Below are 15,874 nucleotides of genomic sequence, written 5' to 3'. Positions count from 1 at the left end.
CTCAGCGCGACGGCGTCGTCGTGGTGCCGGGTTTCGGGTTCACGCCTTCGACGGTTTCCGGATGCTGGTTCGGCGAAGCTGGCGTCGGCGCGTGGTTCGAGGTCCCCGTGAAGGCGCCGCCGGTTCCGCCGGTCCAGCCGGTCGAGCCCTCGTTGCCGGGCGCCGTGCCGGACGACGGGCCGGTCTTGGGCGCGTTGGCCGGGGTGTCGGGCGTGGTGGTCGAGCCGGACGGGGTGGTCGACTGGGCCGCGGCGACGGCGAGGCTGCCGATCAGCATCGGCATGGCGAGCAGGTTCGACAGCGCGAGGCGGGGCAGGGGCATGGGTCGTCTCCCGGAACCGGCGCCGCGCGGGCGCCCGCACCCCAATGCCGCAGCCCGATGCGAGGTTCCGCGGTTCGATCACACCACCACGGTGAGCTGCTTGGCCGCCCGCGTGATGCCGGTGTAGAGCCAGCGCTCGCGCGTCTCCTGGAACGCGAAGCTCTCGTCGAACAGCACGACGTCGTCCCACTGCGAGCCTTGCGCCTTGTGCACGGTGAGGACGTAGCCGTAGTCGAACTCGTCGTAGACCTTGCGCTGGGCCCAATCGATCTCCTCGATGCTGCCGAGGAAGCACTCGGACCGCACCGTCACCTTCACGAGCTTGCTGGCGGTCGACACCTCCTCGTCGGGTGCGATCCGCATCGTGACGAGCACCTTGGAGCGGCCGGTGGCGCGCTCCTTCACGGTCCACAGGCCGCCGTTGAACAGGCCCTTGCGGCGGTTGTTCCTGAGGCACACCAGCTTGTCGCCGGCGACCGGCAGCGGCTCGGCCAGCCCGCGCCGCTCGCGCAGCCGCGCGTTGTAGGCGCGCCGCGTCGCGTTGCGGCCGACCAGCACCTGGTCGGCGTCGAGCACGCGGGCCGGATCGAGCTCGCTGCGCCGCACCACCTGGCTCGCCCCGTACTCCCCGGGCGTCAGGCGCCCGCCCTCGCGCACCTGCATGGAGAGCCGGACGATCGGGTCGTCCTGGGCCTGCCGGTGCACCTCGGTCAGCATCGCGTCGGGCGCGTGCTCGGTGAAGAAGCCGCCGCCCTGGATGGGCGGGAGCTGGGCCGGATCGCCGAGCACCAGGATCGGTACGCCGAACGACATCAGGTCGCGGCCGAGCTCGGCGTCGACCATCGAGCACTCGTCGACGACGATCAGCTTCGCCTTCGAGGCCGGCGCGTCGTCCCACAGCGTGAAGCTCGGCTGCTCCGTCTCGGTCTCGATCGGCCGGTAGATCAGGCTGTGGATGGTCGACGCGCCATGGCATCCTTTGGAACGCATCACCTGGGCGGCCTTGCCCGTGAAGGCGGCGAACTTCACCTCCCCGTCGACGCCCTCGGCGAGATGGCGGGCCAGCGTCGTCTTGCCGGTGCCGGCGTAGCCGAACAGGCGGAAGACCGGCGGCGTGCCGCGCGAGCCGGGCCGGTCGTCCAGCCAGCGCGCGACAGCCGACAAGGCCTCGTTCTGGTGCGGCGTGAAGACGGGCATGGTCGATGCGGCTCGCTTGCTCGGAATGCTGGCCGCGAAGCCGCCCACACGGGCCGCTTGCGGATCGAGGGGCTTTTAACATGCCGGGCGAAGCGCGTTAATTACTCGGTGGCCGAATTGCTATACGGAAAGGCACAATCGGGACTTCGGACGGCCGGGGAGCCGACCGACGGTCCGCTTTCGCGATGATCGGGGACGACGATTCGATGCGGCGGGACATCACGGCGCTGCTGCGCACGCTCCGGACGCGCCTGAGGGCGTCGCTCCAGATGCGCCTGCTGCTCGTGACCCTCGCGGTCTTCGTCGCGGTCTCGCTGCCGGCCTATGTGGCCTTCGAGTGGATCGTCCGCAGCACGGTGGTGAAGCTCGGCACGCTGTTCGCCGAGAAGCAGGTGCTGTTCGATCGCTATCGCGGCCTCGAGGCGCTGATGCGCGAGGTGTCGCTGGCCGAGACGCTGACCCGCTCGCCGGCCGTGACCGAATGGGCCGCCGACGAGGCCTCGCCCGAGAAGCGGGTCCGCGGTCTCGCCGAGCTCGAGCGCTACCGGCAGTCGTTCCAGGACCACAGCTATTTCTTCGTGGTGCACGCCTCCGGCAACTACTACTTCAACGATCGCGACGGATCCTACACGGGCGATCAGCTCCGCTATACGGTGAGCCGCGACAATCCGCGCGACGGCTGGTACTTCACGACGCTGGGCGAGGGGCCGGGCTGCCGCCTCAATGTCGACCGCGACGACAATCTCGCCGTCACCAAGGTGTGGATCAACTGCGTGATCGCCGCGGACGGCCGCATGCTCGGGGTCATCGGCACCGGGGTCGACCTCACCGCCTTCATCCGCGAGGTGGTCGACATTCCGCAGGTCGGCGTGCAGAGCATGTTCGTCGATCGCGCCGGCGCCATCCAGGCGCATCGCGATCCCCGCATGGTCGACTTCCACAGCCTGACCAAGGACACCAAGGCGAAGAAGACCATCTACGCCCTGATCGACCGCGAGGACGAGCGCGCCGCGCTCGCCGCGGTTCTCAGGCGGCTCGCCGACGGGCAGGAGGGCGCCGAGTCGCGCTTCATCCGGATCGGCGGCGCCGACTATCTGGTCGGCGTCGGCTATCTCGACCGGGTCGGCTGGTTCAACGTGACCCTGATGGACATCGACGCGATCATCGACCGCAGCATGTTCGCACCGATCGCGGCTCTGCTGGCACTGATCGCGGCCGCCGCGGTCGCCCTGATGATGCTGTTCTTCCGCCGCGTCGTGCTCGACCGGCTGGCGAAGCTCGAGGTGGCGATCCGGCGCATGGAGGCGGGCGACTTCGCCGCGTCGGTCGACCGCGGCCGCGACGAGATCGGCCGCCTGTCGCGCGCCTTCGCCCGCATGGCGGCCAGGGTCGGCGATCACACCGGCAAGCTCGAGGCGGCGGTGGCGGAGCGCACCGTGCAGCTGCGCCGGCTCGCCCATGTCGATCCGCTCACCGGCATCTACAATCGGCGCGGCGTGCTCGCCGCCCTCGACGAGCGCCGCGCCGCCGCGGCCCGCGACGGCGTGCCGCTGGGCCTGCTGCTGATCGACTTCGACCTGTTCAAGACCATCAACGACGCGCACGGCCATCACGGCGGCGACCGCGTCCTCTCCGAGGCCGCGAACCGGCTGCGGGCGGTGCTGCGGCCCGGTGACGTCTACGGCCGGTGGGGCGGCGACGAGTTCATCGTCGTGGCGCGCGAGCCGTCCGAGGCGGCGCTGCAGCGGCTCGGCGAGATGCTGCTGGTGGCGATCGGCGGCACGCCGGTGGCGGTGGACGACGGCGCCGCGGTGCGGGTGTCGATCAGCGTCGGCGGCTGCCGGCTCGCGGTCGGCGAGCCGCTCGACGCGGCGCTGGCCCGCGCCGATGCGGCGCTCTATTCCGCCAAGCACGCCGGCCGCGACACCGTCGTGGTGCACGGTCCGGGGCGACGCGACGACGGCATGCCGCTCACCGCGTGAGCGCCGCCCCGTCGCGGCGCCGCGCCGAGCGGACGCGCGCCTCGTCGGCGCATTTCTCCACATGGACGTCGCGGTTGATCACCTGCAGGTTCGGCAGGCCCCAATAGGCGAGGAGAGCCGGCCACGGCGTGTCGCGGCGGTCGCGCCACACCTCGAACAGCGGCACCCGGTGATCGATCTCGGCGGTCCGCCACAGCCGCTTGCCGCGCGCCGCGCAGCGCCGCTGCTGCAGCTTGCGCAGGAGCGCCACGTGCTCGGTCGGTGCCGTCCAGAACTGCCAGGCGACCACGCAGGCGGCGTGCCATTCGGCGTTGCGGTTGGGGCCGCGGTCCCACAGGTCGACATGCCAGCCGAAGCGGTAGACCGGCTGGCCGCAGACGCAGCAGCGCCCGCCGCCCGGCGCGAAGGCGGGCTCGCGATACGGCGCCGGCGGCGTGCGGAAGCTCGCCGGCAGGCCACGCATACGGTCGGGGCGCTTCGTGCCCGTCTCGGCGATCCGCCAGGTCCAGCCGTCCGGCGCGCCGCTCGCCGCCGCGAGGGCCCGGGCGAGCCGGTCGGCGCGCAACGGATGCGCCCGCCAGTAGCCGTCGATCGCCATGCGCGGCAGCGGCGGGATCAGCGGACGGGACAGCGCCCGGTCGAGCACCGGCGCGGGAAAAATCTCGGGCAGCGCCTTGCGCAGCCGGGCGAGCGAGCGCCGGTTCCGTTCGTCGCGCCAGGCCGACGCCGTCGCCATGGTCCGGAAGACTCCCCGTGAGCGTGCCTCGACTCGAATCGTAAGGCACGACCGTAAATGATTCTCCCGGCTGGCGAATCGGGGCGACGTGGTCGGCAGGCTTTGCCGGGGCGGTAAAACCTGCCTGCGGCGGAGGGCATCGGACCTCGCGCGACCTGCTGTGGCGAAAGGCTTTTTTCGCGGTCCGGAGAGGCACGCGAGTTGCTGATCGGAGGTCGACTTTGGAGTGCCGCGTCATGGTTGCCGTCGTCTCGTCGTCCTCGTCCTCGCCGTCCTCGCCGTCCTCGCCGTCCTCGCCGTCCTCGCCGTCCTCGTCGTCCTCGTCGTCGTCCTCGTCGTCCCCGTACACCCCGGGGGGCGTCGACCCGGCCGACAGCTTCGAGGCCGCGCTCGCCGCCGACGAGGCGGCCGCCGAGGCCGGACGCTCCGCCGGCTCCTCGTCCACGGGCTCCGCGTCCACGGGGGCCGCGTCCGGCCGGGCCGGGGAGTCGTCCGCGGTCGTGGTGACCCGCGACGGAACGATCGCCTATCAGATCGATCCGAGCCGCGTGCGCCGCCTGGCGCCGCCGACCCGCGAGGGCGTCGCGACCCTGACGGCCGATCTCGCCGCCGAGATCGAGGCGGCCTTCACGGCCGCGGGACTGCCGGCCGATCCGGCCGTCACCATCTCGGTCGACGACGCGGGCATCCATGTCTCCGGCGATCGTGACGATCTCGACGCGATCACGGATCTGCTGGCGGGCGACACCGAGCTGCGCCGCTCGATCAGGATCGCCCATTCGATCACGGCGCAGGCCTACGCGCTCGAGCACACCGAGCCCGAGGACTCCTATCGAAACGCCGGCGATCCGCTCGACGTGATCGAGCGCTTCACCCGGATGATGGAGGCGCAGCGCGCGGTCACGATGCAGTTCGTGTACGACGGCGACGGGGTCGCGGTCACGGCGAACGGTGCCGCCTGGCCGGGGTCCTCGGACCAGGCCGCCTGAGCGTCTCCCGGGCCGTGCGGGTGACGGCGCGGCGCGAGCGCCGTAATGTGGCCGGCCGATTCATCCCGTCCCAGCCGCCGGAGCTCCCCATGGCCGCCTTCGTGTTCGACCACATCCACCTGCGCACCGGTGATCCCGAGGCGATGGCGCAGTGGTTCGAGCGCACGCTCGGGGCCGAGGTCCTGCGCAGCGTCGAGCAGGGCAGGCCGCGCATCGACCTGAAGCTCGGCGGCATGAGGATCTTCGTCGCTCCGGTGACGGCCGGCGACGGCGTCAATCCGCCCCCGGCGCTGCCGTGCCGCGGCCTCGATCATTTCGGCCTGTTCGTCGAGGGGCTCGACGCGGTCGCGGCCGAGCTGAAGGCCAAGGGCGTCGTCTTCACCAAGGAGCCGCACTCGCCCCGGCCCGGCATCCGCATCTGCTTCATCCGCGGGCCCGAGGACATCTCGATCGAGCTGCTGGAGCGCAGCCCGGTCTACGCCTGACCCGGCTCCCCTCCGTCAGCAGACCGTCTCGCCGGCCGCGAGCCGGGCCCGGACCGCGGCGTCGAAGGCGACGGCGCCGTCGGGCGGCCGCAGCAGCACCGCCGTGTCGTCCGGCGCCAGCCGCGCCATGGTGCGGGCGATGAAGCGGCGGGCATCCTCGGGCGACGCCCAGGTGTGGACGAGCTCGACCGACAGCCAGCAGGTCTGCGCCAGCGCGCGCTCGCGCATGGCCGGGTCGCCGATCCGGCCGGGCGCTTTCGAGACGTCGGAGTAGGGGCCCGGCACGCTCTGCACCATGAAGAAGCCCGAAGCCCCCGGCACGAGCGACTTGGCGAACACCTGCAGGCCGTCCAGCGGTCCGGCGGCGACGAAGCTGCCGTCGTCGCCGCTGGTGAGGAAATGTCGCGGGAACACCGACCGGAACTCGGCCGTCAGCGCCGTCGCGACGATCGGCACGTGAGTGTTGGACAGGGCGACCAGCATCACCATCGGCAGGACCCCCTCGGACCGCGCGGCCCCTATTTCGCCTTCGACGCGCCCGACGCCGCGCTGGTGCGGGTGGGGGATGCCGAAGGCAGCGGGCAGCGTTCGAGCAGGGGCGCGAACGCCGCCGCTGCACCGACGATGCGAAACTCGGCGAATGTGCGGCCGGCGAACGGTGACGAGGCGCGGACCAGCAGCATGCTGCCGGCGGAGACCTCCTCGACGAACTTTGTGACGGCGGCCGGATCCGTGATGGAGACGGTCCGTTGGTCCTGCTCGAAGGTCGCCTCGACCTCGTCGCCGGGGCGGTCGTCCACCCGGTAGGCGATGCTGGAGTTCCGCTCGGCTCCGACCCGATGAGCGAATTCGAACTGCACGTGGAGCCGGGTGCCCGAGCAGACCACCTCGGCCGCGGCGGTGCCGCCGCCCGCCTTGGTGTTCGTCGCCCAGGTGATCACCGCGGCGAACGACACGCGTCGGCCGGTCACGCGGTCGATCCGGTGCTCGATCTTCCAGCTTCCCGCGTGTTCGGACGGCTGCGCCTGGACGTAGGAGCGGTCGCGGGCCCCGCAGCCGGCGAGGAGCGTCGCCCCGGTCGTGGCTGCCGCGAGGGCCCCTGCCCACAGCAACTCCCGTCCGCCTGGCACCAGCGTCCTCTCGGTCACGTGAACTGAGTCAAATGGTACTATGGTCCGATAATGCAATCAATTCGTGTGGCGTCTTGATTGAAGTTATTTTAGGCGAGGTCGGCCCGGCGCGGTCTCGGGTGCCGAGGGCGGTCCAGAGTCCGGGAGCCGGAACCCGGTGCCGCTCGGGCTCGTTCATTCCGGGTCAGAGGAGACCCGAGATGCTGAAATACGCCATCCTGCTGCTGGTCGTGTCGCTGATCGCCGGCGCGATCGGACTGACCAACGTGTCGCGCATCGCCAAGCGGGTCTCGATGGTGCTGTTCGCGCTGTTCTTCCTCGGATTCCTGGCGCTGCTCGGCTTCGCCTACCTGCTCGGCGAGGCGTTCGAGGCGGGCCGTGCCCTGGCGCCGGCCGCGCCTCTGGTCCTCACGGCCTGATCGGACGCGCCGGCTTGCGCCGGGGGCGGCGGCCGTCGTATCGGTCCCGCCATGCGAGAGGTCGAAACCATCGTGGTCGGCGGCGGACCCGCGGGCAGCACCTGCGCCCGGCGCCTGCGGCAGCACGGCCGCGACGTGCTGGTGCTCGACAAGGCCCGCTTCCCGCGCCTCAAGCTGTGCGCCGGCTGGATCACCGAGAAGGTCCTGCGCGACCTCGAGATCGCGCCCGGCGACTATCCCCACCCGATGCTGCCGCTCGACATCCGCTCGCATCTGCGCGGGATGCCGGGCTGGCTGCGCTGGTTCCCGACGCCGGGGAAGAACTTCTCCATCCGCCGGGTCGAGTTCGATGCGTGGCTGCTGGCACGGTCCGGTGCCGAGGTGGTCCAGCACGAGGTCCGCGCCATCCGGCGCGACGGGGATCGCTTCGTGATCGACGAGACCTATGCGTGTCGCTGGCTGATCGGCGCCGGCGGCACCATGTGCCCGGCGCGCCGCGCGCTGTTTCCGAACCAGCGCCCGAAGTCGCGCCAGATCGTCACGCTGGAGAAGGAGTTCGCCTATCCGTCGCGCGAGGACACGTGCCGGCTCTATTTCAAGCGCGGCCTGGTCGGCTACGCCTGGGTGGTACCGAAGGGCGACGGCCACGTGAACATCGGCCTCGGCGCCAAGGCGAAGTATCTGCGGACGTCCGGCGCCAACATCCACGAGCATTTCCGCGCCTTCCTGGACGACCTCGTGGCCGAAGGCCGGCTCGACGCGGCGACGGCGGACGGCCTTCAGGAGACCGGGCACCCGTATTACCTGTTCACCCGCGACGGCGCGGTGCGCTCCGGCAACTGCCTGCTGATCGGCGACTCCGCCGGCCTCGCCACCATGGATCTGGGCGAGGGCATCGGCCCGGCCGTCGAGAGCGGCCTGATGGCGGCCGACGAGATTCTCGGCCGCGGCACCTGGGACAAGTCGAAGGTCACGCTGTTCTCGCTCGCCGGCCTGGCGCAGCGCTTCATGCGGGCCGCCAACCGCCGCCATCTGCCGGCGGCGTGATCAGCCGTGCGGCGGCGCGCCGATTCCAAATCCCTGATTGATCGCGGCGAACATCTGATAGAAGCCGGACAGCACGACGATCTCGACCAGCCCCTCGGGCCTGAACGTGTTCGCGGCCGTCGCCTGCAGATCGTCCGGCACCTCCTGCCACGCCAGCGTCTTGGCCAGCACGGCGTGGACCATGTCGTAGGGCGCGGGCAGGGCGGTCGCGTCGCCCGACCCGACCGCGGCGATCAGCGTCTCGGGCAGCCCGGCGGCGCGGGCGTGGTTCACGTGGTCCTGCCACTCGAAGGCCGCGCCGGTCGCCTTCGCCACCGTCAGCACGATGAACTGATAGACGTCGCGCGGCAGCACGCCCTCGAACTTCAGGAAGAAGCCGAGCGCCTCGATCCGCCGCGCCAGCTCGGGATGATTCAGCAGCGCCAGATACGGCCCGCCGAACCCCTCGCCACGGGCGCGGCGCTTCGCGGCGATCGCGTCGTAGAGCGCCCTGGCGGGCGGCGGCAGCGCGGCCGCGTCCATGGTCAGCACGGTCATGGCGTTCCTCACTCGTGATACGACCAGGCCTTGGCGCCGGCGGAAAAATCGTAGACCGGCGTCGGGCAGTCCTTGTCGGCCTTGACGTCGACCATGGCCGTGGTGCCGCAGGCGAGCGCCTTCGCAAATGTCTCCTCCAGGGCCGCCGGGTCCGTCACGGTGAAGCCTTCGCCTCCGAGCGCGCGTGAAAAACCGGCCCAGTCGTGATCGGGCAGGGAGGTCAGCGCCGCCGGAACCGCGCCTTCGGTGTGGGCGCGCAGCCAGACGTTTCCGAGCGCGGCGTTGTTGAGCACCACATAGACGATCGGCAGCCGGTGGCGTGCGGCGGTCTGGATCTCGATGCCGTGCATGTGCATGCAGCCGTCGCCGGTGACGACGGCGACGCGGCGGTCGGGCCGGGCGCACTGCACGCCGACGGCGGCCGGGATCGCCCAGCCCATCGGGCCGAGATTGGTGGCCGAGACATAGGTTCCCGGCTCGTAGGCCTCCCAGTAGTGGCCCATGAAGGCGCGGTGCGCACCGGAGTCGACCAGCACGATGCCGTCGCGCGGAAACGCCTGTCTCAGGGCCGTCACGGCGGCGGCCGGGTGGATGGGGCGGCCGGGACGCGCGCAGCTCTCGATGTCGTAGAGCCGCGGGCCGGCCTTGATCCGCGCCACGAAGGCGCGCCGTTCGGCGAGCGCGGCGTCCGTCGGGCCGCCGCCGAGGCGCTGCGCCATCAGCTCCAGGAACGCGCCGGCGCTGCCCGGTACCGCGTGGGTGGCCTCGCAATGCGCCGTCAGCTCGTCCATGTCGGTGTTCACGTGGATGGTCACGGCCTTGGCGCGCTCGCGCAGGGTCCAGTGCATCGTGTCGCGCTCGTTGAGGCCGGAGCCGAGCACGAGCAGCAGGTCGAGATCGTCGGCGAACACCGCCGCGGTGGCGTGCCGGGTGCCGGCATAGCCGAACACCCCGAGCGACAGATCATGGTCCTCCGGAAACGCGTCCTTGGCGCGCAACGTCGTCGCCACCGGCATGGCGAGCCGCTCGGCAACCTCCTTCAGCCGTGCCGCCGAGACCGGATCCCGCACGCCCGCGCCGGCCAGGCAGACGATGCGCGGGGCGCGGCCGTCCTGGGTCGCGGCCAGCGTCGCCAGCGCCGCCTCGGCCTGCGGCAGGCTGAGCGGCTCGACGGCGGCGAAGAAGGGCGAGACCGGCACGTAGGAGGCCGCCGCCTCGCCGACCAGCGCGTCGTGGGTGAGCGACAGATGCACGGGCCCGCGCGGCCGCGACAGCATCGTGGTCAGCGCGTGGCGCAGCCAGTGGTTCAGGTTCTCGACGTCGGCGACCGTGGCGGAGAGGCGCGTCAGCGGCTTCATCACGGCGGTGTCGTCGAGCGTCGCCTGGCTGGCGTCCTGGAAGGCGCCGAGGCCTTCCATGGCGCGGGCCACCTCGCCGCTCAGCACCAGCACGGGCGAGGAGTCGGTCTTCGCCGCCGCCACGGCGGTCGCCATGTTGGTGAGGCCCGGTCCGCCGATGCCCAGCACGGCGCCGAACCGGCCGCTCGCCCGCGCGTAGCCGTCCGCCATGTAGGCGGCGCCGCCTTCGTGCGCGGCGACGATCGGCGCGAGACCGGCGACCCGGCCGAGCGCCGGCAGGAAAGGGTCGATCAGCCCGCCCGGCACCATGAACAGGTGGTCGAGACCTTCGGCGACGAGCGCCCGAAGGATGAAGTCCGTGCCCTGCGCCATCGCGGCCTCCTGCTGACGGAGGGCCGCCCGGCCGGCGGCCCCGACGCGCGGGGTCGCGACGTCGTGCAACCAGTGAACGGTAAGCCGGTCGGGACGGCAAGACGGCGCGGCAATCCCGGGTCGGGATGGTCAACGCGACGTTTTTCCGGGTGGATGCGGAGCGGGCCCGGACCCGCGCCGCGCCGGCCAGTCGACGAGACCGGCGCAGAACAGCGCCGCCCACACCAGCACGGGCTGAAAGGCGAGGCGGGGGGCGTGGTACCACCACGAGTCCGGCACCGGCGGCAGTGCGATGCCCTCGATCGCGTGCTTCACATTGGCCGGGAGGACGCACACTGCATAGAGCGCCAGCGCGGCGCCGGCGAGCTTGCGGGTGCGCGGCACCAGCAGGGCGACGGCGCCGGCGATCTCCAGCACGCCCGTGATCAGGATCACGTCGAGCGGACGCGGCACCCAGTCCGGCGTGATCGCGACGAACGGCTCCGGCCGCATCAGATGCGCGACGCCCGCGAGCGTGTAGCCGGCGGCGAGCATCAGGCGCAGCACGCGGCGCGCCCCCGCGTGGGGTGCTACGGCAGCGGAGCCCGACGGCGGGGGAGCAGCCGGGCCCGTGCTCACGCCGGATCGTGCTCCGCCGGCCGCTCGATCTTGCCGCGCCGCTGCAGCCACAGCCCGATCTGCCAGCACAGCATGGCCCAGGCGGCGCCCAGGCACCAGCCGGCCAGCACGTCGCTCGGCCAGTGGACGCCGAGATAGACGCGGCTGGCGCCGATCGCCAGCGTCAGTGCCACGGCAGTGCCGATCACATAGGCCTTCACGCGCCGCCGGCTGTGGGTGCGCGCGATCAGCACCCCGAGCGTCAGGAACGTCACGGCCGACGCGGTCGCGTGGCCGCTCGGGAACGAGTAGGTCGAGACGTCGACCAGGTGGGCGACCAGATCCGGGCGCGGGCGGGCGATGACCAGCTTGAGGCCGTCGACGAGCAGGGCGCCGCCGGCGACCGAGACGAGGACGAACAGGGCGGCGGCGCGCTTGCCGTCGATGACCAGATAGCCCAGCACCACGACGGTCAGCAGCGTCAGCACCGTGACGCTGCCGAGCGCGGTGAGGTCGCGGATCGCCTTCTCGAGCCAGGCCGGCCCGACCGGGTCGGCGAGGTCCGCCGGGTTGCGCAGGACGCGCAGGATCGCCTCGTCGAGGGCGTGGTTCTCGCCCTCGATCACCTCACCGGCGATCTCCACGAAGCCGAACAGGGCCGCCGCGACCAGGAACAGGGTCAGGAGCGGGGCGAGCTCCGACAGGGCACGCGGGCGCAGGGCGCTCATCGAGCGCGGCACGATCCGTTGCAGCACGAAACCTCCGAACGTTGTGCGCCGATGTGCCCGCGACCCCCTCGGGTCAGATCAGGCAGCGGCCGGCGCGCCACAGCCGCGTCTTTGCGCGCGTCGCCGCGCCGAAGCTCGGCAGCGGCCCGGTGAGCACCCGGTAGTCATAGGGGAAAGGCCGCGTCGGCAGGCTGTAATCCCACACCTGGCAGATTCCGGTCGACCACCGGATCACCCGATAGGCGGCGTGTGCCGGCTCGGCGACGATCAGGCCGGCGAGCAGCGTGGCAGCGAGGAGAGGCAGGGTGCGAGTCATCTCGTCCTCCCGGGTTTGTGAAGCGGCCGCAGTGTAGCGCCGTTCGGACGGTGGCGGAATGCCGCTGCGGCCGTCACGCGCGCCGCGGCGCCAGCCAGCCGCGCCACAGCCGCTGCAGCAGCCCCGGGTCCTCCGGGGCGGCCGCCGGCGCGAGCGGGGAGGCTGCCGATGCCGCCGGGTCGCGCCCGGACAGCGGGTCGTCCGGCGCGATCGCCGCGGCCGCCGGGGCCGGCTGCGCCGCCTTCGTCGCATGGGCGCCGATGCCGTCGAGGAAGGCCTGCTCCCAGGGGAGGGCGAGCGTCGCGACGGCGTCGTCCAGCGGCAGCCAGTCGACGGCCCGGATGTCGCGCATCAGCGGCCGCAGCGGCGCCTCGCGCGGCTGCATGCGCCAGAACTGCGCGACCTTGAAGGCGCTGCGGGTCGGGTAGGTGATCACGCCGAGGAACTCGTGCACGACGACGTCGTGGCCGGTCTCCTCGATCACCTCGCGCCGGGCGCCGGCGATCGGCGTCTCGTCGGCCGCGAGCTTGCCCTTGGGCAGCACCCAGCGCCGGTCCTTGCGGCGCTGGACGATCGCGATCAGCGGCCTCGGTCCGTCGCGGACGACGATGCCGCCGGCCGCCACGATGTGCTTGCGTACCATTTCGCTCCTGCCGGGACGTCCGGGTGGAGAAAACCGCCGCACCATAGCGGAAATGCGGCAGACCGTGTTCCGGGCGCTCAGAGGCCGTGCTCGCGCTTCAGCCGGTCGACCAGGGCCTCGATTCCGGCCGGCAGGGACCTCAGGCCGGCGGCGCCGGCGCCGGACAGCACCGGCCGCAGCCGTGACTCGGCGAAGGCCTGCGGTTGCAGGTCCACCGGGACGATCCGCTCCACCGCGAGCACCAGCACGGCGGCGACGAGGCCGATGCGCCCGACCCCGAGCATCGCTCCGGCGAGCCGGTCGGGCAGCGAGACGATCGGGGCCACGAAGGCGGCGACGGCGCTCCGCAGGAAGCGCGACAGCAGGAACCCGCCCGCGACCAGCACGCCGACGAAGATCACGGCCTGCGGCAGCCCGGCCGCGCCGGGCGCCTCGCCGGCCAGCATGGTGCTCACCGGCGGCGTCGCCCAGACGGCGAGCAGCGCCGCCGCGAGCCAGCCCGCGACGGTGGCGACGCTGCGCAGCAGGCCGGTGGCGAAGCCCATCAGGGCGGCGAAGAGAGCCAGCGCCGCGAGGACGGCGTCGAAGCTGTTGACGGAAGACGGATCCACGACACGACCTCGGGCGAACGCGCCGCCCTTATAGCCGATCCCCGTGGCCACCGGCGACCGATCGCCGCGCACGGTTTACGCGCGCGGCGTGGTCGCCTGGCTCGAGGTCCGTCCTGGTTCCGCCGGGCCGTCGCCCCGCCGGGGCGACGGCCCGCCGAGGTCAGACGGGATCGAAGCCGAACAGCTTCTGCGGGTTCTCGACCAGCAGCTTGCGCTGCAGCGCCGGGTCCGGCGCGTAACGCGGCACGAGATCGACGAGATCGCCGTCGTTGGGCATGAACTTCACGTTCGGGTGCGGCCAGTCGGTGCCCCACAGGACGCGGTCGGGCGCCGCCTCGACCAGCCTGCGGGCGAACGGGACGACGTCGTCGAACGGCGCGCCCGTGGCCGTGGCCCGCTCCGGACCGGTGACCTTCATCCAGCACTTCTCGTCCGACCGGAGGAGCTCGACCAGGCCCTTGAAACCGGGCTGCTCGACGCCGGCCGCCGCCTTGACGGCGCCCATGTGGTCGATGACGTAAGGCAGCGGCAGCTTGCGCAGCATCGGCAGGAAGGTGTCGAGCTTGTCCGCCTCGATGTAGAGGTCGACATGCCATCCGAGTCCCTTGATCTGGTCGACGACGCGGTCGAACACGCGCGTGTCGGGGGCGTTGCGCAGCCGGCTGAGGAAGGTGAAGCGGCAGCCCTTGAAGCCGGCCCTGTCCATCGCCTCGATCTGCTTGTCGGAGAGCCTGTCGTCGATGGTGGCGACGCCGCGGTAGTTCTTCGGGTCGCTGGCGATGGCGTCGGCCACGATGGTGTTGTCGGTCCCGTAGATGGTGGCGCTGACGAAGACGGCGCGCTGCACGCCCAGCGTCCGCTGCAGCGCCCGGTAGGTCGTCAGCGGCGCCTCGGGCGGCGTGTAGGAGCGGGCGTCCGAGTACGGATACTTCGCGATCGGCCCGTAGATGTGCATGTGGGTGTCGACCGTGCCGGCCGGCAGCCGGAACGCGGGCGTCCGCGGATGCGGATCGGGACCCGGCACCGCGGGGGCCTTGTCGGTGGCGACCGGGCCGTCGGCGGCGCGGCCGGAGGAAAGCGAGCTCGAGTACATGGCGACCGTCCAGCTTGCGAGCGTCGTCAGGGTGGTTCGACGCGTGATCATGACACTCTCCGCGACCTGATGAAGGATGGGTTCCGGGAAGTCTCGGCTGTTCCGCCGCCGGCGACCGTCGCGGGGCGGCGGTCGCCGGCGGGTCTCGGTGGGTGCTTTCCGTCGTGACGGGGCGGCGCCTCGTCGGGCGCCGCCCGATCCTCACGCGCTCGCCTTCATCTCGGCGGCGCGCACCGAGCGGTCGAGCTCGGCGAGGACGTCGACATAGGATTTCGGCGCGCCGCCGGGCCACGAGACGTCGCGCAGCCGCTCGTAGGCCCAGCCGATCCGCTGGCCGATCGCCTTCGACATGATCGGATCGAGCCCGAGCTCCGCCACCGTGTCGGCGGACTCGGCCATCTCGGTGACGCGGCGCGCCCCGTGGATCGCGGTGCGGCCCAGGTAGTAGGTCGCGACCTCGCGCCAGTCGAGGCCCGGGAAGGTCTCGGCGATCGAGTCGAGGATGCGCTCCTCGATGTTCCAGCGCCGGGCGCAGAGCAGCGACTCGAGCAGCAGCGCCTCGACGCCCTTGACCATGATGCTGCGGAGCATCTTGTTGAGCGACGCCTGTCCGACCGTGTCGCCCACCGCCTCGGCCGCCATGCCGAGCCTGCCGAGCCGCGCCGCCAGCTCCTGCGCCTTCGGCCCGGCCAGCAGCAGCGGGACGCGATGCCCGTAGGGCGGCACCCGCGCCATCACGGCCGCCTCGACGAAGTCGGCGCCGGACGGCGCCACGGCGGCGCCGACCTTGCGCTTGGTGCCGGGCGACACCGAGTTCATGTCGACATAGATGCAGCCGGGCTTCAGCACCTCCGCGGCCGACCGCGCGGCGGCGACCGCGGCGCTGCCGACGACGAGCGACAGCATCACGGTGGCGCCGTCGGCGGCCTCGCGCAGATCCGTGCACGGCGTGACCCCGCACGCCGCCGCCGCCTCGCGCAGCGCCGCGCCCTCCGGTCCGGCGAAGCGCAGGTCGTAGGCCTTCACGGCGACCTTCGCCTCCTTGACCAGGCCGGCCGCGATGCTACGGCCCGCCTCGCCGAAGCCGATCAATGCGATGCGTTCGGTCATCGTCGCGCCTCCGTCTCGTCGAGGCTGTCCACCCAGCGGAAGCCGGCCTTCAGGAGCGGCTCGCGCATCTTGTACATGTCGAGGCCGAGCTCGCCGGCGGCGAGCTTCTTGCGCTTGTCCTCCTCGTTGGCGACGCGCTTGGCGGCCGCCGCGGCGACCGCGTCGGCATCCCGGCGCGGCACCACCACGACGCCGTCGTCGT

The 15,874-nt window shown here is 72.1% G+C and carries 19 protein-coding genes and 1 pseudogene; 5 read left to right on the top strand and 15 right to left on the bottom strand.

The genetic code is table 11. From position 1 onward, the window contains the following. Position 1: 1 nt before the first annotated feature. Positions 2-322 (bottom strand): hypothetical protein, encoded by a 321-nt coding sequence (locus J2S22_RS29490; protein WP_272780157.1) that lies wholly within the window; start codon positions 320-322, stop codon positions 2-4. A gap of 78 nt (positions 323-400) precedes the next feature. Further along, positions 401-1,519, bottom strand: a complete 1,119-nt coding sequence (locus J2S22_RS29485; protein ID WP_272780158.1) for an ATP-dependent DNA helicase — start codon at positions 1,517-1,519, stop codon at positions 401-403. A 206-nt stretch (positions 1,520-1,725) separates the two neighbouring features. Here J2S22_RS29485 and J2S22_RS29480 point away from each other — a divergent pair, with 206 nt between their 5' ends. After that, positions 1,726-3,501, top strand: coding sequence for a sensor domain-containing diguanylate cyclase (locus J2S22_RS29480; protein WP_272780159.1), 1,776 nt, complete (start codon positions 1,726-1,728; stop codon positions 3,499-3,501). On the opposite strand, the gene J2S22_RS29475 is transcribed toward J2S22_RS29480, so the two are convergent. Beyond that, the gene (locus J2S22_RS29475) at positions 3,491-4,237 is read right to left on the bottom strand and encodes a hypothetical protein (protein ID WP_272780160.1); all 747 of its coding nucleotides are present in this window, start codon (positions 4,235-4,237) and stop codon (positions 3,491-3,493) included. The two genes, J2S22_RS29480 and J2S22_RS29475, sit on opposite strands and share 11 nt — an antisense overlap. Positions 4,238-4,473: 236 nt before the next feature. On the opposite strand from J2S22_RS29475, the gene J2S22_RS29470 reads away from it, so the two are divergent. Beyond that, entirely contained in the window at positions 4,474-5,226 is a 753-nt protein-coding gene (locus J2S22_RS29470; RefSeq protein ID WP_272780161.1) for a hypothetical protein, read from the top strand. Between the two features lie 89 nt (positions 5,227-5,315). Then, the gene (locus J2S22_RS29465) at positions 5,316-5,711 is read left to right on the top strand and encodes a VOC family protein (protein ID WP_272780162.1); all 396 of its coding nucleotides are present in this window, start codon (positions 5,316-5,318) and stop codon (positions 5,709-5,711) included. 15 nt (positions 5,712-5,726) lie between these two features. On the opposite strand, the gene J2S22_RS29460 is transcribed toward J2S22_RS29465, so the two are convergent. Both J2S22_RS29460 and J2S22_RS29455 read right to left on the bottom strand, forming a co-directional pair. Next, a complete protein-coding gene (locus tag J2S22_RS29460; protein WP_272780163.1) occupies positions 5,727-6,200 on the bottom strand; it encodes a hypothetical protein in 474 nt (157 codons plus the stop codon). 29 nt (positions 6,201-6,229) lie between these two features. Beyond that, positions 6,230-6,859: a hypothetical protein gene (locus J2S22_RS29455; RefSeq protein WP_272780164.1), complete on the bottom strand. Its 630-nt coding sequence runs from the start codon at positions 6,857-6,859 to the stop codon at positions 6,230-6,232. 182 nt (positions 6,860-7,041) lie between these two features. On the opposite strand from J2S22_RS29455, the gene J2S22_RS29450 reads away from it, so the two are divergent. Together J2S22_RS29450 and J2S22_RS29445 are read left to right on the top strand one after the other, a co-directional pair. Continuing rightward, positions 7,042-7,260, top strand: coding sequence for a DUF1328 family protein (locus J2S22_RS29450; protein WP_272780165.1), 219 nt, complete (start codon positions 7,042-7,044; stop codon positions 7,258-7,260). 51 nt (positions 7,261-7,311) lie between these two features. Next, on the top strand, positions 7,312-8,307 hold the full coding sequence (locus J2S22_RS29445) for an NAD(P)/FAD-dependent oxidoreductase (RefSeq protein ID WP_272780166.1): 996 nt from the start codon (positions 7,312-7,314) through the stop codon (positions 8,305-8,307). Here the strand turns inward: J2S22_RS29445 and J2S22_RS29440 are convergent, their stop codons facing one another. The 10 genes and pseudogenes from J2S22_RS29440 to J2S22_RS29395 all read right to left on the bottom strand — a co-directional run. Next, complete coding sequence (locus J2S22_RS29440; RefSeq protein WP_272780167.1) at positions 8,308-8,844, bottom strand: carboxymuconolactone decarboxylase family protein; 537 nt, start codon at positions 8,842-8,844, stop codon at positions 8,308-8,310. Positions 8,845-8,852: 8 nt separating this feature from the next. Next, complete coding sequence (locus tag J2S22_RS29435; protein WP_272780168.1) at positions 8,853-10,574, bottom strand: thiamine pyrophosphate-binding protein; 1,722 nt, start codon at positions 10,572-10,574, stop codon at positions 8,853-8,855. A 129-nt stretch (positions 10,575-10,703) separates the two neighbouring features. Beyond that, complete coding sequence (locus tag J2S22_RS29430) at positions 10,704-11,108, bottom strand: DoxX family protein (protein WP_272780173.1); 405 nt, start codon at positions 11,106-11,108, stop codon at positions 10,704-10,706. Positions 11,109-11,188: 80 nt separating this feature from the next. Next, positions 11,189-11,926 carry a phosphatase PAP2 family protein gene (locus J2S22_RS29425; protein ID WP_272780169.1) on the bottom strand — a complete coding sequence of 246 codons (738 nt, stop codon included), beginning with the start codon at positions 11,924-11,926 and terminating at the stop codon, positions 11,189-11,191. 46 nt (positions 11,927-11,972) lie between these two features. Continuing rightward, a complete protein-coding gene (locus tag J2S22_RS29420; RefSeq protein ID WP_272780170.1) occupies positions 11,973-12,215 on the bottom strand; it encodes a hypothetical protein in 243 nt (80 codons plus the stop codon). 73 nt (positions 12,216-12,288) lie between these two features. Beyond that, the gene (locus J2S22_RS29415; RefSeq protein ID WP_272780171.1) at positions 12,289-12,858 is read right to left on the bottom strand and encodes an NUDIX hydrolase; all 570 of its coding nucleotides are present in this window, start codon (positions 12,856-12,858) and stop codon (positions 12,289-12,291) included. Between the two features lie 77 nt (positions 12,859-12,935). Continuing rightward, a complete protein-coding gene (locus tag J2S22_RS29410) occupies positions 12,936-13,469 on the bottom strand; it encodes a CvpA family protein (protein ID WP_272780172.1) in 534 nt (177 codons plus the stop codon). Between the two features lie 160 nt (positions 13,470-13,629). Next, on the bottom strand, positions 13,630-14,613 hold the full coding sequence (locus tag J2S22_RS29405; protein WP_272840470.1) for an amidohydrolase family protein: 984 nt from the start codon (positions 14,611-14,613) through the stop codon (positions 13,630-13,632). A 150-nt stretch (positions 14,614-14,763) separates the two neighbouring features. Next, positions 14,764-15,672, bottom strand: a complete 909-nt coding sequence (locus J2S22_RS29400; RefSeq protein WP_272840471.1) for an NAD(P)-dependent oxidoreductase — start codon at positions 15,670-15,672, stop codon at positions 14,764-14,766. After that, positions 15,669-15,874 (bottom strand): annotated as a pseudogene (locus J2S22_RS29395) (4-carboxy-4-hydroxy-2-oxoadipate aldolase/oxaloacetate decarboxylase); the annotation flags it as partial. The gene J2S22_RS29400 and the pseudogene J2S22_RS29395, both read right to left, overlap by 4 nt.

The organism is Rhodoplanes tepidamans (assembly GCF_030813915.1).
In the GTDB taxonomy this organism is placed as follows: Bacteria; Pseudomonadota; Alphaproteobacteria; order Rhizobiales; family Xanthobacteraceae; genus Rhodoplanes; species Rhodoplanes tepidamans.
The sequence above is the reverse complement of the archived record's forward strand: the minus strand, read 5'-3'. Positions and strand labels throughout refer to the sequence as shown.

Bases quoted from the DNA above. Each gene is read 5' to 3' on its own strand.
- J2S22_RS29490 (WP_272780157.1), bottom strand. From the start codon at position 322: ATGCCCCTGCCCCGCCTCGCGCTGTCGAACCTGCTCGCCATGCCGATG.
- J2S22_RS29485 (WP_272780158.1), bottom strand. From the start codon at position 1,519: ATGCCCGTCTTCACGCCGCACCAGAACGAGGCCTTGTCGGCTGTCGCG.
- J2S22_RS29480 (WP_272780159.1), top strand. From the start codon at position 1,726: ATGCGGCGGGACATCACGGCGCTGCTGCGCACGCTCCGGACGCGCCTG.
- J2S22_RS29475 (WP_272780160.1), bottom strand. From the start codon at position 4,237: ATGGCGACGGCGTCGGCCTGGCGCGACGAACGGAACCGGCGCTCGCTC.
- J2S22_RS29470 (WP_272780161.1), top strand. From the start codon at position 4,474: ATGGTTGCCGTCGTCTCGTCGTCCTCGTCCTCGCCGTCCTCGCCGTCC.
- J2S22_RS29465 (WP_272780162.1), top strand. From the start codon at position 5,316: ATGGCCGCCTTCGTGTTCGACCACATCCACCTGCGCACCGGTGATCCC.
- J2S22_RS29460 (WP_272780163.1), bottom strand. From the start codon at position 6,200: ATGGTGATGCTGGTCGCCCTGTCCAACACTCACGTGCCGATCGTCGCG.
- J2S22_RS29450 (WP_272780165.1), top strand. From the start codon at position 7,042: ATGCTGAAATACGCCATCCTGCTGCTGGTCGTGTCGCTGATCGCCGGC.
- J2S22_RS29445 (WP_272780166.1), top strand. From the start codon at position 7,312: ATGCGAGAGGTCGAAACCATCGTGGTCGGCGGCGGACCCGCGGGCAGC.
- J2S22_RS29440 (WP_272780167.1), bottom strand. From the start codon at position 8,844: ATGACCGTGCTGACCATGGACGCGGCCGCGCTGCCGCCGCCCGCCAGG.
- J2S22_RS29435 (WP_272780168.1), bottom strand. From the start codon at position 10,574: ATGGCGCAGGGCACGGACTTCATCCTTCGGGCGCTCGTCGCCGAAGGT.
- J2S22_RS29430 (WP_272780173.1), bottom strand. From the start codon at position 11,108: ATGCTCGCCGCCGGCTACACGCTCGCGGGCGTCGCGCATCTGATGCGG.
- J2S22_RS29420 (WP_272780170.1), bottom strand. From the start codon at position 12,215: ATGACTCGCACCCTGCCTCTCCTCGCTGCCACGCTGCTCGCCGGCCTG.
- J2S22_RS29415 (WP_272780171.1), bottom strand. From the start codon at position 12,858: ATGGTACGCAAGCACATCGTGGCGGCCGGCGGCATCGTCGTCCGCGAC.
- J2S22_RS29405 (WP_272840470.1), bottom strand. From the start codon at position 14,613: ATGATCACGCGTCGAACCACCCTGACGACGCTCGCAAGCTGGACGGTC.
- J2S22_RS29400 (WP_272840471.1), bottom strand. From the start codon at position 15,672: ATGACCGAACGCATCGCATTGATCGGCTTCGGCGAGGCGGGCCGTAGC.